The 22,217-nt window shown below is 70.3% G+C and carries 22 protein-coding genes; 16 read left to right on the forward strand and 6 right to left on the reverse strand.

Annotation, left to right across the window (positions count from 1 at the left end; translation table 11 throughout):
* Positions 1-75 precede the first annotated feature (75 nt).
* Positions 76-1,203, forward strand: a complete 1,128-nt coding sequence (locus ACQPWZ_RS27360) for a ferrochelatase (RefSeq protein ID WP_433572615.1) — start codon at positions 76-78, stop codon at positions 1,201-1,203.
* A 22-nt stretch (positions 1,204-1,225) separates the two neighbouring features.
* Complete coding sequence (locus tag ACQPWZ_RS27365; protein WP_313943636.1) at positions 1,226-2,026, forward strand: inositol monophosphatase family protein; 801 nt, start codon at positions 1,226-1,228, stop codon at positions 2,024-2,026.
* A gap of 102 nt (positions 2,027-2,128) precedes the next feature.
* Here ACQPWZ_RS27365 and ACQPWZ_RS27370 read toward each other — a convergent pair whose 3' ends face one another.
* Positions 2,129-2,314: a hypothetical protein gene (locus ACQPWZ_RS27370; protein WP_313943635.1), complete on the reverse strand. Its 186-nt coding sequence runs from the start codon at positions 2,312-2,314 to the stop codon at positions 2,129-2,131.
* A 332-nt stretch (positions 2,315-2,646) separates the two neighbouring features.
* On the opposite strand from ACQPWZ_RS27370, the gene ACQPWZ_RS27375 reads away from it, so the two are divergent.
* The 4 genes from ACQPWZ_RS27375 to ACQPWZ_RS27390 all read left to right on the forward strand — a co-directional run bounded on the left by ACQPWZ_RS27375 (position 2,647) and on the right by ACQPWZ_RS27390 (position 6,177).
* The gene (locus ACQPWZ_RS27375) at positions 2,647-3,300 is read left to right on the forward strand and encodes a response regulator transcription factor (RefSeq protein ID WP_313943634.1); all 654 of its coding nucleotides are present in this window, start codon (positions 2,647-2,649) and stop codon (positions 3,298-3,300) included.
* A gap of 4 nt (positions 3,301-3,304) precedes the next feature.
* Positions 3,305-4,543, forward strand: coding sequence for a sensor histidine kinase (locus ACQPWZ_RS27380; protein WP_433572616.1), 1,239 nt, complete (start codon positions 3,305-3,307; stop codon positions 4,541-4,543).
* Positions 4,544-4,937: 394 nt separating this feature from the next.
* Positions 4,938-5,234 (forward strand): DUF4193 domain-containing protein, encoded by a 297-nt coding sequence (locus ACQPWZ_RS27385; RefSeq protein WP_005310959.1) that lies wholly within the window; start codon positions 4,938-4,940, stop codon positions 5,232-5,234.
* 13 nt (positions 5,235-5,247) lie between these two features.
* The gene (locus tag ACQPWZ_RS27390) at positions 5,248-6,177 is read left to right on the forward strand and encodes a hypothetical protein (RefSeq protein ID WP_340475877.1); all 930 of its coding nucleotides are present in this window, start codon (positions 5,248-5,250) and stop codon (positions 6,175-6,177) included.
* A 21-nt stretch (positions 6,178-6,198) separates the two neighbouring features.
* Here ACQPWZ_RS27390 and ACQPWZ_RS27395 read toward each other — a convergent pair whose 3' ends face one another.
* Positions 6,199-6,657 carry a DUF3093 domain-containing protein gene (locus ACQPWZ_RS27395; protein WP_433572617.1) on the reverse strand — a complete coding sequence of 153 codons (459 nt, stop codon included), beginning with the start codon at positions 6,655-6,657 and terminating at the stop codon, positions 6,199-6,201.
* Positions 6,658-6,805: 148 nt separating this feature from the next.
* Between ACQPWZ_RS27395 and ACQPWZ_RS27400 the strand changes: the two genes are divergently transcribed.
* From ACQPWZ_RS27400 to ACQPWZ_RS27430, 7 genes are all read left to right on the forward strand, one after another.
* Positions 6,806-7,369 (forward strand): PaaI family thioesterase, encoded by a 564-nt coding sequence (locus ACQPWZ_RS27400; protein ID WP_356704379.1) that lies wholly within the window; start codon positions 6,806-6,808, stop codon positions 7,367-7,369.
* Complete coding sequence (gene dut, locus ACQPWZ_RS27405; protein WP_313948829.1) at positions 7,366-7,881, forward strand: dUTP diphosphatase; 516 nt, start codon at positions 7,366-7,368, stop codon at positions 7,879-7,881. The genes ACQPWZ_RS27400 and dut overlap by 4 nt, the downstream gene beginning before the upstream one ends.
* Position 7,882: 1 nt before the next feature.
* Entirely contained in the window at positions 7,883-8,665 is a 783-nt protein-coding gene (locus ACQPWZ_RS27410; RefSeq protein ID WP_313943629.1) for a DUF3710 domain-containing protein, read from the forward strand.
* A 335-nt stretch (positions 8,666-9,000) separates the two neighbouring features.
* Positions 9,001-11,544 carry an ATP-binding protein gene (locus tag ACQPWZ_RS27415; protein WP_433572618.1) on the forward strand — a complete coding sequence of 848 codons (2,544 nt, stop codon included), beginning with the start codon at positions 9,001-9,003 and terminating at the stop codon, positions 11,542-11,544.
* Between the two features lie 77 nt (positions 11,545-11,621).
* On the forward strand, positions 11,622-12,311 hold the full coding sequence (locus tag ACQPWZ_RS27420; RefSeq protein ID WP_313943627.1) for a response regulator: 690 nt from the start codon (positions 11,622-11,624) through the stop codon (positions 12,309-12,311).
* A 76-nt stretch (positions 12,312-12,387) separates the two neighbouring features.
* The gene (locus ACQPWZ_RS27425; protein ID WP_340475880.1) at positions 12,388-12,804 is read left to right on the forward strand and encodes an OB-fold nucleic acid binding domain-containing protein; all 417 of its coding nucleotides are present in this window, start codon (positions 12,388-12,390) and stop codon (positions 12,802-12,804) included.
* 3 nt (positions 12,805-12,807) lie between these two features.
* The gene (locus ACQPWZ_RS27430; protein WP_340475881.1) at positions 12,808-13,545 is read left to right on the forward strand and encodes a DUF3159 domain-containing protein; all 738 of its coding nucleotides are present in this window, start codon (positions 12,808-12,810) and stop codon (positions 13,543-13,545) included.
* 84 nt (positions 13,546-13,629) lie between these two features.
* Here ACQPWZ_RS27430 and ACQPWZ_RS27435 read toward each other — a convergent pair whose 3' ends face one another.
* Both ACQPWZ_RS27435 and ACQPWZ_RS27440 read right to left on the reverse strand, forming a co-directional pair.
* Complete coding sequence (locus ACQPWZ_RS27435) at positions 13,630-14,301, reverse strand: potassium channel family protein (protein WP_327679386.1); 672 nt, start codon at positions 14,299-14,301, stop codon at positions 13,630-13,632.
* The gene (locus ACQPWZ_RS27440; protein ID WP_313943622.1) at positions 14,301-14,969 is read right to left on the reverse strand and encodes a potassium channel family protein; all 669 of its coding nucleotides are present in this window, start codon (positions 14,967-14,969) and stop codon (positions 14,301-14,303) included. The genes ACQPWZ_RS27435 and ACQPWZ_RS27440 overlap by 1 nt, the downstream gene beginning before the upstream one ends.
* A 184-nt stretch (positions 14,970-15,153) precedes the next feature.
* On the opposite strand from ACQPWZ_RS27440, the gene ACQPWZ_RS27445 reads away from it, so the two are divergent.
* Together ACQPWZ_RS27445 and ACQPWZ_RS27450 are read left to right on the forward strand one after the other, a co-directional pair.
* Complete coding sequence (locus ACQPWZ_RS27445) at positions 15,154-17,202, forward strand: APC family permease (RefSeq protein WP_433572619.1); 2,049 nt, start codon at positions 15,154-15,156, stop codon at positions 17,200-17,202.
* A gap of 101 nt (positions 17,203-17,303) precedes the next feature.
* Entirely contained in the window at positions 17,304-18,632 is a 1,329-nt protein-coding gene (locus tag ACQPWZ_RS27450; RefSeq protein WP_356704316.1) for a class I SAM-dependent RNA methyltransferase, read from the forward strand.
* 176 nt (positions 18,633-18,808) lie between these two features.
* Here the strand turns inward: ACQPWZ_RS27450 and ACQPWZ_RS27455 are convergent, their stop codons facing one another.
* Complete coding sequence (locus ACQPWZ_RS27455; protein ID WP_340475896.1) at positions 18,809-19,627, reverse strand: SDR family NAD(P)-dependent oxidoreductase; 819 nt, start codon at positions 19,625-19,627, stop codon at positions 18,809-18,811.
* Positions 19,628-20,218: 591 nt separating this feature from the next.
* Here ACQPWZ_RS27455 and ACQPWZ_RS27460 point away from each other — a divergent pair.
* Entirely contained in the window at positions 20,219-20,878 is a 660-nt protein-coding gene (locus ACQPWZ_RS27460; RefSeq protein ID WP_433572620.1) for a phosphatase PAP2 family protein, read from the forward strand.
* 7 nt (positions 20,879-20,885) lie between these two features.
* Here ACQPWZ_RS27460 and ACQPWZ_RS27465 read toward each other — a convergent pair whose 3' ends face one another.
* On the reverse strand, positions 20,886-22,211 hold the full coding sequence (locus tag ACQPWZ_RS27465) for a glutamate-1-semialdehyde 2,1-aminomutase (protein ID WP_433572621.1): 1,326 nt from the start codon (positions 22,209-22,211) through the stop codon (positions 20,886-20,888).
* Between the last annotated feature and the right edge of the window lie 6 nt (positions 22,212-22,217).

The raw sequence follows: 22,217 nt of genomic DNA on the forward strand, positions 1-22,217 counted from the left end.
CACCGCCGTTTCCGGTTCACCGGCGTGGGGTGGGTCCCCGCCGGACGGCGCGGGGGTGGTGGCAGGATCGTTTTCATGTCCGACGATCGCGATCCCACCCCCTATGACGCCCTGCTGCTGCTCTCCTTCGGCGGCCCCGAGGGTCCGGACGATGTCGTTCCGTTCCTGGAGAACGTGACGCGCGGCCGTGGTATCCCCACGGAGCGGCTCAAGGAGGTGGGGCAGCACTACTTCCTGTTCGGCGGCGTCAGCCCCATCAACGACCAGAACCGTGCCCTGCTGGGCGCCCTGCGCAAGGACTTCGCGGACCACGGACTGGATCTCCCGGTGTACTGGGGCAACCGCAACTGGGCGCCGTATCTGACCGACACGCTCCGCGAGATGACCCGCGACGGCCACCGCCGCATCGCGGTCCTCGCCACCAGCGCCTACGCCTCGTACTCGGGCTGCCGCCAGTACCGGGAGAACCTCGCGGACGCGCTCGCCACCCTGCAGGCGGAGGGGCTGGAGCTCCCGCGCGTCGACAAGCTGCGGCACTACTTCAACCACCCCGGCTTCGTCGGCCCCATGACCGAGGGCGTGCTGAGCGCCCTCGCCGACCTCCCCGCCGCGGTGCGCGAAGGTGCGCACCTCGCCTTCACCACCCACTCGATCCCGACCGCGGCGGCCGACACCTCGGGCCCCGTCGCGGACCACGGGGACGGCGGTGCCTACGTACGCCAGCACCTGGACGTGGCCCGGCAGATCGCCGACGCCGTGCGCGCGGAGACGGGCACCGAGCACCCCTGGGAGCTCGTCTACCAGTCCCGCAGCGGTGCCCCGCACATCCCGTGGCTGGAGCCGGACATCTGCGACCACCTGGGGGAGCTCCACGGCTCCGGCGTACCGGCGGTGGTGATGGTGCCGATCGGCTTCGTCTCCGACCACATGGAGGTCCTGTACGACCTCGACACCGAGGCCACCGCCAAGGCGGCCGAGCTGGGGCTGCCCGTACGCCGCTCGGCGACCGTGGGCGCCGACCCGCGCTTCGCCGAAGCCGTCCGCGACCTGGTGCTGGAGCGCGCCGCCACCGAGCGCGGTGTGCCCGCCGAGCGCTGCGCGCTGGGCGCCCTCGGCCCCTCCCACGACCTGTGCCCCATCGGCTGCTGCCCGGCCCGGGCTCCTCGCCCCGCGGCCGCCGGCGCCGACAGCCCGTACGCATGATCCGTACGCCCAAGGAGTCGCCGTGACCGACCCTCTCCTGTCCGAACTGCTCGACATCGCCCTGGAGGCCGCCCGACGGGCGGGGGAGCTGCTGCGGGACGGCCGCCCCGCCGACCTCGGTGTCGCAGCCACCAAGTCCAGCCCCATCGATGTCGTCACCGAGATGGACATCGCCGCCGAGAAGCTGATCACCGGATTCCTGGCCGAACGCCGTCCTGACGACGGCGTACTGGGCGAGGAGGGCGCGTCCAGCGCCGGCACCAGCGGCATCCGCTGGGTCGTCGACCCGCTCGACGGCACGGTGAACTATCTGTACGGCCTGCCGACCTGGGCCGTCTCCATCGCCGCCGAGCGCGACGGCGAGACGCTCGTCGGTGTCGTCGAGGCCCCCATGCGCCGGGAGACCTACCGTGCCGTGACCGGCGGCGGCGCGTACGCCGGTGACCGGCCGCTGCGGTGCCGGCCCGCGCCCCCGCTGGCGGAGGCGCTCGTCTCCACCGGTTTCAACTACGTGGCGACCGTGCGCAGCCACCAGGCCGACGTGGCCCAGCGGCTGATCCCGCGGTTGCGCGACATCCGCCGCAGCGGTTCGGCGGCCGTGGACCTCTGCGATGTCGCGGCGGGCCGCCTCGACGGGTACTACGAGCGCGGACTGAGCCCCTGGGACCTGGCGGCCGGTGACCTCATCGCCCGCGAGGCGGGCGCGCTGACCGGCGGCCGCCCCGGGGAGCGGCCGTCCTACGACCTCACGCTGGCGGCGAGCCCGGGCGTCTTCGAGCCGCTCCAGGGGCTGCTGGAGGAGTTCGGGGCCTGGCACGACTGACGCCTCGCCGCGCGCACGGATCTCCGCGCACGAGGCGGCACCCGCACACACAGGGGCCCCGACGCCGTCCCGCGGCGTCGGGGCACTGTGCGTGGACCGGCGTCAGGCTGCGCCGACCCGCTGCTCCTCGTCGACGTGCACACCGTGCTCGGCGGCCAGGCGGTGCAGGTCGTCCAGCTCCGCCTGCTCGACATCCGCCAGGAAGTCGTCGCCCGTCTCACGCGCCAGTGTCAGGTCGGTCTCTGCGGCCTTTATGCGCTGAAGCAGTCCTGCGGTGAATGCGTCCATGTGCGCCCCCAAGTCGTGGGTCGGTGGCACGGGGGTGTGCCTTCGGGGTCCCCCTGCCGCAGCAGAGGTGGGGTGATCCACCCTGGAACAAGTCGTGGCGTGCCACATACAGGGCGTGATCGCGGGTGTTTAGTCGTCCTCCCCAGCGCTTCTCTCAAGGAAACCTCAACTGGCCCAGGAATCCGCCCCTTTCCGGAAGGCCCTGGTCCGCCGGGGCCGGCCGTCCTCGCCTTACAGCCGGTTTACGCGCGTAACGGGCAGGATGGAGACACACAGACAGTGCACAACCAGCCCTGATCATGGGTGACGGGCCACGGAGGAAGGAACGCGACGTGCGCGTACTCGTCGTCGAGGACGAGCAACTGCTCGCCGATGCGGTGGCCACCGGACTGCGCCGGGAGGCCATGGCCGTCGACGTCGTGTACGACGGCTCGGCGGCCCTGGAACGGATCGGTGTCAACGACTACGACGTGGTCGTCCTGGACCGCGACCTCCCCCTCGTCCACGGCGACGACGTCTGCCGGAAGATCGTCGAGCTGGGCATGCCGACCCGCGTGCTGATGCTGACGGCCTCCGGCGACGTCAGCGACCGGGTCGAGGGCCTGGAGCTCGGTGCCGACGACTATCTGCCGAAGCCGTTCGCCTTCACCGAGCTCACCGCCCGGGTGCGCGCGCTCGGCCGGCGTACGACGGTGCCGCTGCCGCCGGTCCTGGAGCGCGCCGGGATCAAGCTGGATCCCAACCGCCGGGAGATCTTCCGCGACGGCAGGGAGATCCAGCTCGCCCCCAAGGAGTTCGCGGTCCTGGAGGTCCTCATGCGCAGCGAGGGCGCCGTCGTCTCGGCCGAGCAGCTGCTGGAGAAGGCCTGGGACGAGAACACCGACCCGTTCACCAACGTCGTGCGCGTGACCGTCATGACCCTGCGCCGCAAGCTCGGCGAACCGGCCGTGATCGTCACCGTGCCCGGCTCCGGATACCGGATCTGACCCCGTGACCGCCGCTCCCGCGCCGCCCACGGCGCCCCCGAAGCCGACCTGGGACCCGCGGGACCCGGTACGCCCCCTGCTCCGTCCGACGATCCGGATACGGCTCACGCTGCTGTACGGCGGGATGTTCCTGATCGCGGGCATCCTGCTGCTGTCGATCATCTATCTGCTGACCGCCCAGGCCCTGCACGCCGGCAACGGTGTGCCGATCAAGCTGCTGCCCGACAGCAGGGTGCAGCTGACCGACAACAGCTGTGCGGGTCTCACCTCTGACCTCTCCGCCGACGAGGCGAACGCCGCCCTGCGGGCCTGCGTCTCGCACCAGCGCGAGATCGCCCTGGACAACCTGCTGCGCCGCTCGCTCTTCGCGCTGCTCGGCCTCAGCATCATCGCCTTCGCCTTCGGCTACGCGATGGCGGGCCGCGTCCTGTCGCCGCTCGGCCGGATCACCCGCACGGCCCGCCAGGTCGCCGGCTCGGACCTCTCGCGCCGTATCGAGCTCGACGGGCCCGACGACGAGCTGAAGGAGCTGTCCGACACCTTCGACGAGATGCTGGACCGGCTGGAGCGGGCCTTCACCGCCCAGCAGCGCTTCGTCGCGAACGCCTCGCACGAGCTGCGGACCCCTCTCGCCATCAACCGCACGCTGCTGGAGGTCCATCTCTCCGACCCCGGGGCACCCGTGGAGCTCCAGCAGCTCGGCAAGACCCTGCTGGCCACCAACGAGCGCAGCGAACAGCTCGTCGAGGGTCTGCTGCTGCTCGCCCGCAGCGACAACCAGGTCATCGAGCGCAAGCCGGTGGACCTGGCGGAGGTCGCCACCCGTGCGGTCGACCAGTCACGGGGCGAGGCCGAGGCCAAGGGCGTGGAGATCCGCGGCGAGCGCGGGCCCGCCACCGTGCAGGGCAACGGCGTCCTGCTGGAGCGGATCGCGCTGAACCTCGTACAGAACGCCGTGCGCTACAACGTGCCGGACGACGGCTGGGTGGAGGTCACCACGGAGACGGAGGGCGGCCAGGCGGTCCTGGTGGTCTCGAACACCGGACCGGTGGTTCCCGCGTACGAGATCGACAACCTCTTCGAGCCGTTCAGAAGGCTGCGGCAGGAGCGCACGGGCAGCGACAAAGGGGTCGGCCTGGGGCTCTCGATCGCGCGCTCGGTGGCCAGGGCTCACGGAGGCCGTATCATCGCGGAGCCTCGCGAGGGCGGAGGCCTCGTGATGCGAGTCACCCTGCCCGTCTGAGACAGTGGTCGGCACCTGCGCACTTAGTTCGCTTTACGCGGAATTTTCGGGACCTGTTCCGAAGTTGAGGGTGTGGGATCGATCACAGATATGAATTTCAGGCCATCTACTCTCCGTGATCAAGACTCTTGTCGGAAAGCCGGGAAAAGTCCGGGTTTCCGGGGGTCCGGATCACGGGAAGTACACGGGGTGGCGCTGTGAAGTGCGGCATTCGGACCGTGTACGGTCCCCTTCGCCACTCAACGGATCACCTCTCGAGGGATCCGGTTGGGTGTCGATTGAGTAACAGACCTTGATGTGAGGCAAAATCTCCGCCTCAGGTCGGGCACAAGTCCGGCCTCTCACGCGTTACGTGCGCTGGAGACACCGCAACCACCCAGAGGGGGAGAGCGACATGGCAACGGACTACGACACCCCACGCAAGACCGACGACGACGTCGATTCCGACAGCCTTGAGGAACTGAAGGCCCGCCGGAACGACAAGTCGACCTCGACCGTCGACGTCGACGAGTTCGAGGCAGCCGAGGGCATGGAACTGCCCGGCGCGGACCTTTCCAACGAGGAACTGGCCGTCCGGGTCCTTCCCAAGCAGGCCGATGAGTTCACCTGCATGAGCTGCTTCCTCGTGCACCACCGCAGTCAGCTGGCGCGCGAGAAGAACGGCCAGCCCATCTGCCGCGACTGCGACTGAGGACAGGTCGGCCGTGGCAGGCGACACACCGTCCAGGAAGCGGCGTTTCCGGCGTCAGAAGCCGTCGGAGACGCCCTGGGGCGGTTCGGGACCCGCAGAAGGCGCCACGCCTTCTGACGGGCACTCGGCCGTCCTGGTGCCCCACGGCGCAGGGAACGACGGGCGGGGCCGTCCGGCCTCGCTCGAAGGCCCCCCGCACGCGGCGGACGGACCCGGGACCCCGGCCAAGCCGGGGCGTCTGGCCGCGGTGCGCCAGGGCGTCCGCAAGAGCGGCGAGAGCGCCAAAGCGGCGCTCGGCCACCTCGCGGACCGGATCATCGAGATCGCACCGCGTGTGCCGGTGCGTGATCTCGACACACTCCGCCGGCAGTTCCCGGGCCTCGGCCCCGAGCAGCTCGCGGACAAACTCGTCGCGGGCGCTGCCAACGCCACCTCCACGGTGGGCGCGGGCATCGGAGCCGCCGCGATGATGCCCGTACCTCCGGCGATGCCGGCCGAACTGGCCGCGGAGATCGCCGGTGTATCGGCGATCGAACTGAAGCTCATCGCCGAGCTCCACGAGGTCTACGGCATGCGGCCGGAAGGCAATCTCAGGGAGCGCAGCACCGCGTATCTGACCTCCTGGACGGAGGAGCGCGGACTCGACGTGACCAAGCCGGCCACCTACAAGAACATCGCGCTGAGCGGCGGTCTCAAGCGCGAGCTGCGCCAGCAGATCATGAAGCGCACGATCCGCAACCTGCCGAACCTGATGCCGTTCATGGTCGGCGCCGCGGTCGGTGCGGTGATGAACCGGCGGGACACCAGGAAGCTCGCGGACCGCATCCGCAAGGATCTGCGCACCCGGCAGGTGCCCTGGGACGCCCTGCCCGCTCTGCCGCCCCTGGAACAGCACAAGGACGCCCTGGACGCGAGCCAGTGGCCCCGGGAGCTCGGGCACTGAGCCCCACACCCGGTCCTGGCGTCAGGCCGCCCGCACCGCCGTGAGGGCCGCCGCCAGCGCCTGAGGATCGCGCGTCGACAGATACACGTACGGAGTCGGGTCGTCCGGGTCCGTGATCTCCACCTTCAGCGCGGTGGGCACGTAGCTGCGCAGCAGCATGAACGCCCGCGGATCGGCCTTGTACGACCGCCAGGCCCGCGCCTCCTCGGCCTCCAGCGCCACGGGCTCACCGAGCGCCGTCAGCGGGATCCGGGCATCGCCCGCGACCAGCGAGCCGGCCACCACCCGGATGCGGACCGAGCCGTAGGAACTGACCACGAGGGCCGCCAGCGCACAGGCGCCCACGAGCCCCGCGAGCATCGGCAGCGTGCCGAGGGGGAGGGCGACGAGACCGCCCGAGATCCCGAACAGAGCGGTGATGGCCCACCACGAAGCGGGAGCGGTCAGACGTTCGTCGTAGTGCGGGGCGGAAGGCTGCATGCGGTCAAGCTTGGCACGGTGCGGCCGGGGGGTATTCGCGCGGGTAAGGTCTGCGCCTGTGAGTACTGCGAAATCCCGGGGGGAGAACCCCGGATCCTCTCCCTCCGCCCCCGGGGCGCGGGGAGACCGCCAGGACCGGGCCTCGGCTCTGATCCCGCCGGCCGACGCCATAGCGCCGGCCCGCCACCCCGACGCCCCGGCCCCCGGTGAACTCCTCGGCGCTCACTACGACCACTGCTTCGGCTGCGGCGAGGGCCAGCCCCACGGACTCCATCTCCAGGCGCGGGCCGGTGAAGGCGTGAGCATCACCGCCGAGTTCACCGTCAAGGAGGCCCACCAGGGAGCGCCGGGCCTCGCGCACGGCGGGGTGCTCGCCACTGCCCTGGACGAGACGCTCGGCTCGCTGAACTGGCTGCTGCGGACCATCGCCGTCACCGGCCGGCTGGAGACCGACTTCGTGCGCCCGGTGCCCGTGGACACGGTGCTCCATCTGAAGGCCGAGGTCACCGCGGTGGCCGGCCGCAAGATCTACTCCTCCGCCGTGGGCCGGATCGGCGGACCGGAAGGGCCCGTAGCCGTCCGCGCCAACGCTCTCTTCATCGAGGTCAAGGTCGACCACTTCATCGACAACGGCCGTACGGAGGAGATCCGCGCGGCCATGGCCGACCCCGACCAGATCCGGCGCGCACGCGCCTTCGAGGTGAACCCCTGATGCCCAACCCTGTGGACGTGCTGATCCGTCGTGTGGACCCCGAGGTTCCGCTGCCGGCGTACGCGCACCCCGGCGATGCCGGTGCCGATCTGGTGACCTGCGAGGCCGCCGAACTCGCCCCCGGTGAGCGCGCCGTGCTGCCGACAGGGGTGTCCATCGCCCTCCCCGACGGGTACGCGGCGTTCGTGCACCCGCGATCGGGTCTCGCCGCCCGCTGCGGAGTAGCCCTCGTGAATGCCCCGGGGACGGTGGATGCCGGGTACCGTGGGGAGATCAAGGTGATCGTGGTCAACCTCGACCCGCGCGAGAGCGTGCGGTTCGATCGGTTCGACCGGATTGCCCAACTGGTCGTCCAGCAGGTCGAGAAGGTGCGCTTCCACGAGGTGGCGGAGCTTCCCGGCTCGGCGCGGGCCGAAGGGGGCTTCGGGTCCACCGGCGGTCACTCCGTCGTGGACGGCTCTACGGGTGGGAATCGATACGCTTCGGCCGTATCCGACCGGGAAGGACAGTGACGTGTTCGGACGTCGCAAGAAGAGTGGTTCCGCGGAGGACGCGGACGCAACGGGCGAGGCCGAGCGAGTCGCAGACTTGTCTGCCGAGCGCGACACGGAGTATGCCGACGACGAGGACGGCCCCCGCCGGACGAATCTTCCGCCGGCGCCGCGGCCCGACGGCCCCTGGGACCTCTCCGAGGTCTCCAAGCCCGGCGAGGGCCGGGTCGATCTGGGCGGCCTCTTCGTGCCCGGAGTCGAGGGCATGGAGCTGCGCGTCGAGGTAGCGGGTGACGCGATCGTCGCCGCGACGGTCGTCCTGCGCGACAGCGCGGTCCAGCTCCAGGCGTTCGCCGCGCCCAAGAAGGAAGGCATCTGGGGCGAGGTCCGCGAGGAGATCGCCTCGGGCATCACCCAGCAGGGCGGCATCATCGACGAGGTCGAGGGCCCGCTCGGCTGGGAACTGCGGGCCCAGGTACCGGTCCAGCTCCCGGACGGCACCGGCGGTGTGCAGCTCGTGCGCTTCGTCGGCGTCGACGGCCCGCGCTGGTTCCTGCGCGGAGTGATCTCCGGCCAGGGAGCGGTGCAGCCGGAGGCCGCCGGTCTGCTCGAGCAGATCTTCCGGGACGCGGTCGTCGTACGCGGCGAGGGCCCGATGGCTCCGCGCGACCCGATCGTCCTCAAGCTGCCCGACGACGCCCAGATGGTGCCCGAGGGTGTCCAGCAGGAGGAGCAGGAAGGCTCCCGCTTCTCCGGAGGCATGGGGCAGCTGCAGCGAGGCCCCGAGATCACCGAGGTCCGCTGACACCGGTCAGGCACGACGGATCGCTGAGAGCGCTCCGGCATGACGGATGGGCCGTACTCCCCGAGCGGGGGTGCGGCCCGTCCGGCTGTCCGGGCGCCGTTGCGGGACGGGCGCCGTCGCGGGACGGGCGCCGGGTGCCGTGCCGGGACAGGCCCCCGACACCGCGGCGGGAGAGCTCCCGGGCGCCGCGGCGGCACCCCCATCCGCCGCGGTCGTACACGCATCAGAATCACGTCAAAGACGCCGGTCACGACGGCCATCGGTCCGATATGTCCGAAACCCCCGCCGTAGGGTGCACGCAGGTTGACGGACAGTTTCTGAAAGACAATGGGGCCATGGCACGCGGCAAGCTACGGATATACCTCGGTGCGGCGCCGGGCGTGGGCAAGACCTACGCCATGCTCTCCGAGGCACATCGCCGTGTGGAGCGGGGCACGGACTGTGTCGTGGCCTTCGTGGAGCACCACGACCGCCCCCGTACCGAGGTCATGCTGCACGGCCTCGAACAGATCCGGCGACGTGAGATCGAGTACCGCGGCAGCGTCTTCACGGAGATGGACGTCGACGCCGTACTGGAGCGACGGCCCGCCGTCGCCCTGGTGGACGAGCTGGCCCACACCAATGTGCCGGGCTCGCGCAATTCCAAGCGCTGGCAGGACGTCGAGGAGCTGCTCGCCGCCGGGATCGACGTCGTGTCGAGCGTCAACATCCAGCACTTCGAGTCGCTGGGTGACGTGGTCGAGTCGATCACCGGCGTACGGCAGCGCGAGACCGTTCCCGACGAGGTCGTCCGCCGCGCCGACCAGCTGGAACTGGTCGACATGTCGCCACAGGCACTCCGCCGCCGCATGGCCCACGGCAACATCTACAAGCCGGACAAGGTCGACGCGGCCCTCTCCAACTACTTCCGCCCCGGCAACCTCACGGCCCTGCGCGAACTCGCGCTCCTGTGGGTCGCCGACCGGGTGGACGAATACCTCCAGCAGTACCGCGGCGAGCACAACATCCGCTCCACCTGGCAGGCCCGGGAACGCATCGTCGTCGGCCTCACCGGCGGACCCGAGGGCCGCACCCTCATCCGGCGCGCCGCCCGCATGGCCGCCAAGGGCTCCGGCAGCGAGATCCTCGCCGTCTACATCGCCCGCAGCGACGGACTGACCTCCGCCTCGCCCAAGGAGCTGGCCGTCCAGCGGACCCTCGTCGAGGACCTCGGCGGCACCTTCCACCACGTCATCGGCGACGACGTCCCGACATCGCTGCTGGACTTCGCGCGCGGGGTCAACGCCACCCAGATCGTGCTCGGCTCCAGCCGCCGCAAGGCCTGGCAGTACATCTTCGGCCCCGGCGTGGGGGCCACGGTCGCCCGCGAGTCGGGGCCCGACCTCGACGTGCACATCGTCACCCACGGCGAGGCCGGCAAGGGCCGCGGACTGCCGGTGGCCCGCGGCGCGCGGCTCGGCCGTTCCCGGATCATCTGGGGCTGGATCGTCGGCGTCGCCGCCCCGATACTGCTCTCCCTGCTGCTCACCGCCCTCGACGACCGCCTGGGCCTCGCCAATGACGTCCTGCTCTTCCTGTTCCTGACCGTGCTGGCGGCGTTGCTCGGCGGGCTGCTGCCCGCCCTGGCCTCCGCGGCGGTGGGCTCGCTGCTGCTGAACTACTACTTCACCCCACCCACCCGCACCCTCACGGTCGCCGACCCCAAGAACCTCGTCGCCATCGTGATCTTCTTCGCGGTGGGCGTGGCGGTGGCCTCCGTGGTCGATCTCGCCGCCCGGCGCACCCATCAGGCCGCCCGCCTGCGTGCCGAGTCCGAGATCCTCTCCTTCCTGGCCGGCAGCGTGCTGCGCGGCGAGACCACCCTGGACGCCCTGCTGGAACGGGTCCGCGAGACGTTCGCCATGGAGTCCGTGGCGCTGCTGGAGAGACAGAGCGACGTGGATCCGTGGACCACCGCGGGCAGCGTCGGCCCCAGCTCCGTCGTGCGGCCCGAGGACGCCGAGGTGGACATGCCCGTCGGTGACCACATGGCGCTCGCTCTCTCCGGGCGGGTGCTGCCCGCCGAGGACCGCCGGGTTTTGGCCGCGTTCGCCGCGCAGGCAGCCGTGGTCCTCGATCGCCAGCGCCTGGTCGGGCAGGCGGAGGAGGCCCGCAGGCTCGCGGAGGGCAACAAGATCCGTACGTCGCTCCTCGCCGCCGTCAGCCACGATCTGCGCACGCCGCTGGCCGCCATCAAGGCCGCCGTCACCTCGCTGCGGTCCGACGACGTCGCGTGGTCGCAGGAGGACCGGGACGAGTTCCTCGAAGGGATCGAGGACGGCGCCGACCGGCTCGACCATCTCGTCGGCAACCTCCTCGACATGTCCCGCCTCCAGACCGGCACCGTCACCCCGCTGATCCGGGTGACCGACCTCGACGAGGTGGTGCCGATGGCCCTCGTCTCGGTCCCCGACGACAGCGTCGAACTGGACGTGCCCGAGACCCTGCCGATGGTGGCCGTCGACCGTGGCCTGCTGGAGCGCGCCGTCGCGAACATCGTCGAGAACGCCGTCAAGTACAGCCCCGACGCCACCCCCGTCACCGTGGCCGCGAGTGCCCTCGGTGACCGGGTCGAGGTGCGCGTCGCCGACCGCGGCCCCGGCGTCCCCGATGACGAGAAGGAGCGGATATTCGAACCGTTCCAGCGCTACGGTGACGCTCCACGCGGTGCCGGAGTCGGCCTCGGCCTCGCGGTCGCCCGCGGCTTCGTCGAGGCCATGGGCGGCACCCTCACCGCCGAGGACACCCCCGGCGGCGGCATGACCATGGTCCTCACCCTCCAGGCGGCTCAGCGACATGAGCCCGCCGAGCCCGGTCTCTCCTCCGGGGTCACCACGTGACCGGCCGCGACGGGGGAGCCGGGGGCAGCGTGGGCGGGGACAGTGGAGAAACGACAGTGCAGAAAGGCAGGCCCGCCATGACCCGGGTGCTCGTGGTCGACGACGAGCCGCAGATCGTACGTGCCCTCGTGATCAATCTGAAGGCACGCAAGTACGACGTGGACGCGGCTCCCGACGGTGCGACGGCGCTCCAGCTGGCCGCCGCCCGGCACCCCGACGTCATCGTCCTGGACCTCGGCCTGCCGGACATGGACGGCGTCGAGGTGATCAAGGGCCTGCGGGGCTGGACCCGGGTGCCGATCCTGGTCCTCTCCGCGCGGCACACCTCCGACGAGAAGGTCGAGGCGCTGGACGCCGGCGCCGACGACTACGTCACCAAGCCCTTCGGCATGGACGAACTGCTCGCACGGCTGCGGGCCGCCGTCCGCAGGGCCGAGCCGGTCGGCGGCGGTGACGACGACGTCGTGATCGTCGAGACCGAGGGCTTCACCGTCGATCTCGCCGCCAAGAAGGTCCACCGCGACGGACGCGATGTGCGGCTGACCCCGACCGAGTGGCATCTGCTGGAGGTCCTGGTGCGCAATGCCGGTCGTCTGGTCAGCCAGAAGCAGCTCCTCCAGGAGGTCTGGGGCCCGTCCTACGGCACCGAGACCAACTATCTGCGGGTCTACATGGCCCAGCTCCGCCGCAAGCTGGAGACCGACCCCTCGCACCCGCGGCACTTCGTCACCGAGCCTGGAATGGGCTACCGCTTCGAGCGCTCCTGAGGCCCCTTCCGGCCGCCCTGGCAGCCGGGGCAACGCGGCTCCCGGAGCCGCCCCCGGCGGCCGGTAGGCTTGCTGTATGAGCGCTGTACCCCGTTCCGGGAATGCCGACCGGGCACCGAAGCCCGCCGGCCGCTTCCGCCGCATGCTCGACCGGCTGTCCAGCTCGCAGGAAGACCTCGAATCGGAGGAGCTGCGGGAGGACGCGCAGGCATCGGGGTGTACCCGCATATCCGAGTGCAACGACCGCCAGATAGTCCGGGTGACTGGTACCTTGCGCACGGTCACCCTGCGCCCGCGGGCCGGAGTGCCCGCTCTGGAGGCGGAGCTCTTCGACGGTACGGCCCCACTGGACGTCGTCTGGCTCGGCCGCCGGTCGATCGTGGGCATAGAACCGGGCCGCAGGCTGATCGCCTCGGGACGGATCTCCATGAGCCACGGCCGCCGGGTGCTGTTCAATCCCAAATACGAACTCCGACCACTCGGACAGGAGTAGCCGGTGACGTCTGTCGACAAGCCGACCACGACGAACGACCAGCAGCAGCAGGACAGGGACGCCAAGGCGGTCACCGAGGCGGCCCTGTTCGAGGCCTTCGGCGGCGTGCGCGGCATGGTGGAGACGGTCCTGCCCGGACTGCTGTTCGTCACGATCTTCACGATCAACAAGGACCTGCACATCGCGGCGATCGCGGCCCTCGCGGTCTCCCTCGCGCTCGTCGCGGTCCGCCTGCTGCGCAAGGACACCGTCAAGCACGCTTTCAGCGGCGTCTTCGGTGTGGCCTTCGGTGTCGTCTTCGCGATGATGACCGGCAATGCCAAGGACTTCTACCTGCCGGGCATGCTCTACACCCTCGGCCTGGCCCTCGCGTACATCATCACGACCATCGCGGGCGTCCCGCTGATCGGTCTGATCCTCGGACCGGTCTTCAAGGAGAACCTGTCCTGGCGCACCCGCAACCCGGGCCGCAAGAAGGCGTACGCCAAGGCCAGCTGGGCGTGGGGCCTGATCCTGCTCGCCAAGTGCGCGATTCTCTTCCCGCTCTACTGGTGGGCCGACACCACGCAGTTCGGCTGGGTCCTGGTCGCCCTGAAGATCCCGCCGTTCCTGCTGGCCGTCTATCTGACCTGGCTGTTCCTGGCGAAGGCGCCCCCGCCCATCGACGTCTTCGCCGAGATGGAGGCGGAGGAGCTTGCCGAGAAGGAGCGCAAGGCGGCGGCGCAGCAGCGCGAGGCGTAGTCCTCGCCGGCAGCGCACGGAGCTCTTACGACGAGAGGGGCCCGGGACCGATCGGTCCCGGGCCCCTCTCGTCATGCTGTGCTGTCAGGAGGTCTCCCGGCGGACCGAGAGCAGGTCCTCCAGTTGCTCCTCGCGGGCCTGGGCCGCCACGAACAGCAGCTCGTCACCCGCCTCCAGTGTCTCCTCCGTACTGGGCGTGAGCACCCGCGAGCCGCGGATGATCGTGACCAGCGAGGTGTCCTCCGGCCAGGCCACATCGCCGACCGAGGTGCCCGCCAGCGCCGACTCCGGCGGGAGGGTGAGCTCCACGAGGTTCGCGTCGCCGTGGCTGAAGCGGAGCAGCCGGACGAGATCACCGACGCTCACCGCCTCTTCCACCAGCGCCGACATCAGGCGCGGTGTGGAGACCGCGACATCGACGCCCCAGGACTCGTTGAAGAGCCACTCGTTCTTCGGGTTGTTGACCCGGGCCACCACCCGCGGCACCCCGTACTCGGTCTTCGCCAGCAGTGAGACGACCAGATTGACCTTGTCGTCACCGGTCGCCGCGATCACGACGTTGCACCGCTGGAGCGCCGCCTCGTCGAGCGAGGTGATCTCGCACGCGTCGGCCAGCAGCCACTCGGCCTGCGGCACCCGCTCCACCGAGATGGCGGTCGGCGCCTTGTCGACGAGGAGGACCTCGTGCCCGTTCTCCAGCAGTTCGCCCGCGATGGAACGGCCCACCGCGCCGGCGCCCGCGATTGCGACGCGCATCAGTGACCGCCCCCCTCAGGGCCTTCGGCGAACGCCGCTTCGACCTTCTCGATCTCGTCCGTGCGCATCATCACGTGGACGAGGTCGCCTTCCTGGAGCACGGTCTGCGACGTCGGCAGCTCCGCCTCCCCGAGCCGGGTGAGGAAGGCGACCCGTACGCCGGTCTCCTCCTGGAGGGTGCTGACCTTGTGCCCGATCCAGGCGGCGGAGGTGTGCACCTCCGCGAGCTGGACCCCGCCGCTCGGGTCGCGCCACAAGGGCTCCGCCCCCGACGGCAGCAGCCTCCGCAGCATCTGGTCGGCCGTCCAGCGCACCGTGGCGACGGTCGGAATGCCGAGACGCTGGTAGACCTCGGCGCGGCGCGGGTCGTAGATACGGGCGGCGACGTTCTCGATGCCGAACATCTCGCGCGCCACCCGCGCCGCGATGATGTTGGAGTTGTCGCCGCTGCTGACGGCTGCGAACGCGCCGGCTTCCTCGATCCCCGCCTCGCGCAGGGTGTCCTGGTCGAACCCGACTCCGGTGACGCGACGGCCACCGAACCCCGAGCCCAGGCGGCGGAAGGCCGTGGGGTCCTGGTCGACGACGGCGACCGTGTGCCCCCGCTGCTCCAGGGTCTGCGCGAGAGCGGATCCCACTCGCCCGCATCCCATGATGACGATGTGCACGCCCGTCCTTCCGGCTGTCAGTTCTGCAAAGGCCCTTACTCAGGCTTAACAGGGTCTCAGACCGTGGCCCAAGCTACACACGCGCGGTCCGCGCGGGGACCCTCGCGAGGCTGGGGGCGAAGAATCCCGGGCGACGGGGGTGGTGGGTGGGCGCTGTTCATATCGACCGCATACGATCCTCTGCGTGTCCAAACTGACCGACATTCCCAAACGGATCCTCATCGGAAGGGCCCTGCGCAGCGACAAGCTGGGGGAGACGTTTCTCCCCAAGCGCATCGCGCTTCCCGTGTTCGCCTCCGACCCGCTGTCCTCGGTGGCTTACGCACCCGGTGAAGTCCTGCTCGTGCTCTCCATCGCGGGCGTGTCGGCCTACCACTTCAGCCCGTGGATCGCGCTGGCCGTCGTGGTTCTGATGTTCACGGTGGTCGCGTCCTACCGGCAGAACGTCCACGCGTACCCGAGCGGCGGCGGCGACTACGAGGTCGCCAACACGAACCTCGGCCCGAAGGCCGGTCTCACCGTCGCCAGCGCCCTGCTCGTCGACTACGTCCTCACCGTCGCCGTCTCCATCTCCTCCGGCGTCGAGAACCTGGGCTCCGCGATCCCGTTCGTCGTCGAGCACAAGGTCTTCTGCGCGGTCGGGATAATCGTGCTGCTGACGGTGATGAACCTGCGCGGCGTGAAGGAGTCGGGCAAGCTCTTCGCGATCCCGACGTACGTCTTCGTCACCGGCGTGTTCGTCATGATCGCCTGGGGTGCGTTCCGGGGCCTCGTCCTCGACGACACCATGAAGGCCCCGACGGCGGACTTCGAGATCAAGCCCGAGCACCAGGGCCTCGCCGGCTTCGCCCTGGTCTTCCTGCTGCTGCGTGCGTTCTCCTCCGGCTGTGCCGCGCTCACCGGTGTCGAGGCGATCAGCAACGGCGTGCCGGCCTTCCGCAAGCCGAAGAGCAGGAACGCCGCCACCACGCTGGCCCTGATGGGCGGCCTGGCCGTCACCATGTTCTGCGGCATCATCGGCCTGGCCATGGCCACCGACGTGAAGATGGCCGAGCAGCCCGCGCACGATCTGCTCCGCGACGGCACCCCCGTCGGCGAGAGCTACGTCCAGAACCCGGTGATCTCCCAGGTGGCGGCCGCCGTCTTCGGCGACGGGACGTTCTTCTTCATCGTCCTCGCCGCGGCCACCGCGCTCGTCCTGTTCCTGGCCGCGAACACCGCGTACAACGGCTTCCCGCTGCTCGGCTCGATCCTCGCGCAGGACCGCTATCTGCCCCGCCAGCTGCACACCCGCGGCGACCGGCTCACGTTCTCCAACGGCATCGTGCTGCTGTCCGGCGCGGCCATCCTGCTCGTCGGGATCTACGGAGCCGACTCCACCAAGCTGATCCAGCTCTACATCGTCGGCGTCTTCGTGTCCTTCACGCTCAGCCAGACGGGCATGGTGCGGCACTGGAACCGCCATCTGCGGACCGAGAAGAACGTCGCCAAGCGCCGCCACATGATCCGCTCCCGGGCGATCAACACCTTCGGCGCCTTCTTCACCGGCCTGGTGCTCGTGGTCGTGCTCGCCACCAAGTTCACCCACGGCGCGTGGGTGGCCCTGCTGGGCATGGTGATCTTCTACGGCACGATGAGCGCGATCCGGAAGCACTACGACCGGGTCTCCGAGGAGATCGCGGCACCGGACGAGCCCAGCGACGACACCGCGCGGCCCTCCCGGGTGCACGCCATCGTGCTCGTCTCCAAGCTCCACAAGCCCACGCTGCGCGCCCTGTCGTACGCCAAGCTGATGCGGGTCGACAAGCTCGAGGCGCTCAGCATCAGCGTGGACGCCGCCGAGACGAAGGCACTGCGCGAGGAGTGGGACCGGCGGGGCATCAACGTGCCGCTGAAGATCCTCGACTCCCCGTACCGCGAGATCACCCGGCCGATCATCGAGTACGTGAAGGGACTGCGCCGCGAGAGCCCGAGGGACGTGGTGAGTGTCGTCATCCCCGAGTACGTGGTCGGCCACTGGTACGAGCACCTGCTGCACAACCAGAGCGCTCTGCGGCTCAAGGGCCGGCTGCTGTTCACGCCCGGCGTGATGGTCACCTCGGTGCCGTACCAGCTGCAGTCCTCGGAAGCGGCGAAGAAGCGGGCCCGCAAGCGCCAGGACTGGAACGCTCCCGGCTCGGTACGGCGCGGCCCCGTGGACCAGCGGCCCAAGGAGCCGACCGGCAAGGAGTGATCCTGCGCTGAGACGTTCATGGCAAGCGGCCGGTCGGGACCCACGTACAGTGGTGGGTTGTTGTCCGGCCGTTTTCCTTTGATCCCTGGAGTCACCCCGCCATGCAGAACGCACCTGAGTCTTCGCTGGTCGGGGAAGAGTACGAGGTCGAGGTCGGGCCGGTCGCGCACGGTGGCCACTGCATCGCCCGCACCGAGGAGGGGCGGGTGCTGTTCGTCCGGCACGCGCTGCCCGGCGAGAAGGTCGTCGCCCGGGTCACCGAGGGCGAGGAGGACTCCCGCTTCCTGCGCGCCGACGCCGTACGGATCATCGACGCCTCCAAGGACCGGATCGAGGCGCCCTGCCCGTACTCCGGCCCGGGGAACTGCGGCGGCTGCGACTGGCAGCACGCCAAGCCGGGTGCCCAGCGGCGGCTCAAGGGCGAGGTGATCGCCGAACAGCTCCAGCGGCTCGCGGGCCTCACCCCCGAGGAGGCGGGCTGGGACGGCACGGTCATGCCGGCCGAGGGCGACAAGCTGCCCCAGGGCGAGGTGCCGGCCTGGCGCACGCGCGTGCAGTACGCGATCGACACGGAGGGCCGCGCGGGTCTGCGCAAGCACCGCTCGCACGACGTCCAGCCGATCGACCACTGCATGATCGCGGCCCCGGGCGTCACGGAGCTGGGCATCGAGAAGCAGGACTGGGCCCAGATGTCCACGGTCGAGGCGATCGCGGCCACCGGCTCCCACGACCGCCAGGTCATCCTGACCCCGAAGCCGGGCGGCCGGCTCCCGCTGGTCGAACTGGACAAGCCGGTCTCGGTGCTGCGGGTGGACGAGCGCGACGGGGGAGTGCACCGGGTGCACGGCCGCGCCTTCGTCCGCGAGCGTGCCGACGACCGCACCTACCGCGTCGGCAACGGCGGCTTCTGGCAGGTCCATCCGCAGGCCGCGGACACCCTGATGAAGGCCGTCATGCAGGGCCTGCTCCCGCGCAAGGGCGACATGGCGCTCGACCTGTACTGCGGCGTCGGCCTGTTCGCGGGCGCCCTCGCCGACCGGGTGGGCGACAAGGGCGCGGTGCTCGGCATCGAATCGAGCAAGCGCGCGGTCGAGGACGCGCGTCACAACCTGCAGAACTTCGAGCGTGTCCGCATCGAACAGGGCAAGGTCGACCAGGTGCTGCCGCGCACGCAGATCACCGAGGTGGACCTGATCGTGCTCGACCCGCCGCGCGCGGGGGCGGGCAAGCAGACGGTGAAGCACCTGGCGGGCCTGGGAGCACGCAAGATCGCGTACGTGGCATGCGACCCGGCGGCGCTGGCGCGGGACATCTCGTACTTCGCGGAGAACGGGTACCGGGTGCGGACGCTGCGGGCGTTCGACCTGTTTCCGATGACGCATCATGTGGAGTGCGTGGCGGTGCTGGAGCCGGCGGACAAGGGCGCCTGAGCTGCGGGCTCAAGGGCACCGGCACCGGCGCCGACAGCTCGTCGACGAGGACGCGAAGCAAGTGCCGCCCGGTGCCGTTCGCGCAACAACAGGCTGCTCTCCGCTACGAGTTCGGCGATCACCTCACGTACGTCTCCTGGCCTGTGGCGGCCCGGCGCGGTCCGGCCGACGAAAGTTCAGTGTTTGACATCGCGCCGGGTGACGTGGAATTCGAAGGGAATGGTTCCGGGATCCAGTGCGGTTGCTCCGCCATCCACGGTCAGGACTGCTCCGTTGACGAAAGACGCGGCCGAGGACAACAGCCAGGAAATTGCCTCGGCAACCTCACGAGGGTCTCCGGGGCGCTGTGCCGGCAGCAACCGGGTGGCTTCTTCGTATGCTTCGTCGACCTCGTCGATGGTCAGTCCGGCGTCGTCCGCGAACCGTGTCATGCGGCGGTCGGCCATCTCCGTACGTACCCAACTCGGGCAGACCACGTTGGCCCGCAAGCCTTGCGGCCCGTAGTCCACGCAAAGTGACCGGCACAACTGCAGCAATGCCGCCTTGGAGGCGGCGTACGCGGCATTGCCCACTCCGTTGAGGAGGGCGGACACCGAAGAAACCGCGACGACGGAGCCATGGGCCTGGAGCAGGTGGGGCAATGCCGCGCGCATCAAGAGGAAAGGGCCGGTCAGGTTGGTGCGGAGTACCAGATCCCAGTCCTCGTCGGACAGGTCTCCGACGCCGCCACCGCGTCCCACTCCTGCATTGACGACCAATCCATCAATGCGGCCGAATTGCGCCATGGTGGTTTCGACGAGACGGTGAACGGCGTCCGGGTCGGCGGTGTCGGCCGGACAAGCCAGGGCTCCGGTTTCCTCGGCGATGCGGTGCAACGGTTCCGGCCGTCGACCGGAGATGACAACGTCGTGGCCGGACGCCCGGAGCAGCCGTGCCGTCGCCGCACCGATTCCGGTTCCTCCCCCCGTCACGACCACAACGCGCTGATCCGTCATGGGAGTTCGCCTTCCTGGTGCTGTCGGCTCGGGTGAATCGATCTTACGCGGCAGCAATCACAGGATTGCGGCCCTGCCGATGAGGCTCGAAGGCCCCCACGCAGTCATGGTTGGAATCGACGGCGCCGCTCTCCGAACCAGTGCAGGTGGGTGGCGCCGCCCAGGCGGCCGTTGCATTCGGAGAGCACCACCCGGTCGCCCGGGGCGGCCAGCCCTTCGATGCGGCCGCGCCAGAGAGGTCCGTCGGCGCGGGTGCGGGCTGCTTTGTGGGCTCGAGGACATGACTCCGATGTGGCGGGCCGGACAAGGGGCGGGGGTCATGATGTGCGAGCCGGCGTCCGGAGTGAGCGTGCGGAGCCTGCGGAGGGAGCCGGTTGTGACAGCTGGTTCTGCCCCGAGTTGAAGGGAAGGTTCGTGGAATCGAAGCCGGACGAGGCTGAGCCGCAGTCCGCACATCTGACGTCCCGGCCATCTCGGCGGGCGGCAGTGGGCAGTTCTCGTGGACGACGGGGGAGGCGCAGAAGTCAGGACCCGGAACGCCCTCCACCGATCACGGCAGGCCACCGCAGGTCGACCACCCCCGGTGACCGTGTGACCGGCCCGCCGGTGCCCGCGGTGCTGCCCCCCTCGCTGCGCGCCGGGCTCGGGCTCGTCGCGGCCCTCGCCGCGCTCGTGGTCCTCGTGCTCGGGGTCCTGTACGCCGGCCACAGCGAGCCCAGCCGTCCGGACGTGTGGATCCAGTCGGCGGTGGGCGATGTGCCGTCGCCGTGGCGGGAAGTCGCCCTGGCCATCGACTTCTTGGGGGAGCCCGCCGGAGCGGCGGCGCTGGTCGCGACTGTTGTGACGGGCTGCCTGCTGCTACGGCGTCCCCGCGCGGCGATGCTCGTCGTTGCCGGCACCGGCCTGGCCGTGGGGACGACCACGCTGCTCAAGTCCCTGGTGGGACGCACCATCCACGGTGCCGACAACCTGTCCTATCCGAGCGGGCACACCGCCTTCTTCACCGCGCTCGCCCTCGTGGTGGCGTTACTCGCGACCGGCCGGCTCGGACTCGGCAGCACGGCCGGCACGTTGACAGTGCTCACCGCGGCGCTGGTCGCCGGTGTCGCCATGGGCTGGGCGCAGGTCGCGCTGGGCGCGCACTACCCGACCGACGTCCTCGGCGGCTGGTGCACCGCCCTGGTGGTGGTCCCGGCGACCGCGTGGCTGGTGGACCGGATCGCCGGCAACGGTCGGTGGCACCGCCGCTGACGTCACGTCATGCCCGGCGGCGGAATACCGGCTTCACCGGTCGTCCGCCCAGCCAGGGGGTGGGGTCACCGGCGTCAAGTGCCTTGCGGTACACCGCACATGCCTGGGCCACCACATCGACGGTGTGCTCGATGTCGGTGTCGCTGAGCGCGCTGCTCACCACGAACGACGGGGCCAGCACCCCGCCCGCGAGGAGACGGCGCAGGAAGAGGGTGCGGTACTGCTGCGACGGCTGCCCCTTCTCGTCGAGGGTGGCGAAGACCAGGTTGCTGGCCCGGCCTCGGACGACGACATGGTCGCCGACACCCATGCCGGCCGCGGCGTCGCTGACACCGGCGGCCAACCGTGCGCCGAGGGCGTGCAGTTGTGCGGTGATGCCCTCCTCGACATAAGTGGACTGCACGGCCATCGCGGCTGCCAGGGAGTGCGTTTCCGCGCCGTGCGTGGTGGACAGCAGGAACACCCGGTCGTCGGAGTGGCGCTGCCCGCCCCGCTCCATCAGCTCGCGGCGCCCGGCCAGTGCGGAGACGGCGAATCCGTTGCCCAGCGCCTTGCCGAACGTGGAGAGGTCGGGGACGACGCCGTACAGGCTCTGGGCGCCCGCCTCGGACCAGCGGAAGCCGGTGATCATCTCGTCGAAGACCAGTACGCAGCCGTGCCGGTCGGCCAGTTCGCGCAAGCCTGCGAGGTAGCCGGGTGGCGGCTCGGTGTGGCCGGCGGGTTCGAGGATCAGACAGGCGATCTCGTCCTGATACCGGGTGAGCAGCTCCTCCGTCGCGGCCAGGTCCCCGTAGGGGAAGGACACGGTGAGCTCGGTCGTCGCCGCCGGAATACCGGCGGACATCGGCGTGGAGCCGATGAACCAGTCGTCGACGGAGAAGAACGGCTGGTCGCCGCAGATGGCCACCCGTGGGCGCCCGGTGGCGGCGCGGGCGAGGCGCACCGCGGCGGTGGTGGCGTCGGAGCCGTTCTTCGCGAACTTCACCATCTCGGCGGTCGGCACCGTGGCCAGGAAGCGTTCCGCGGCATCGGCCTCCACGATGGAGGGCCGGACGAAGTTGCTGCCGCGGTCGAGTTCCCGCCGCACCGCCTCGATCACGCGCGGGTGGGCGTGACCGAGGCTGACCGACCGCAGGCCGGAGCCGTACTCGATGTAGCGGTTGCCGTCGACGTCCCACACGTGGGCACCGCGGCCGTGGCTGATGACCGGGGCCAGGTTCTCGGGATACTGGTCGTCGCCCTTGGCGTAGGTGTGCGCGCCCCCGGGGATCATGGCGTGCAGCCGCTCGTTCGCCGCCTGCGACCGGGGCAGTTGGAACTCTTCGGTGTCCACGCCGAC

This window comes from Streptomyces sp. CA-251247 (genome assembly GCF_050952975.1).
GTDB classification, from domain to species: domain Bacteria; phylum Actinomycetota; class Actinomycetes; order Streptomycetales; family Streptomycetaceae; genus Streptomyces; species Streptomyces achmelvichensis.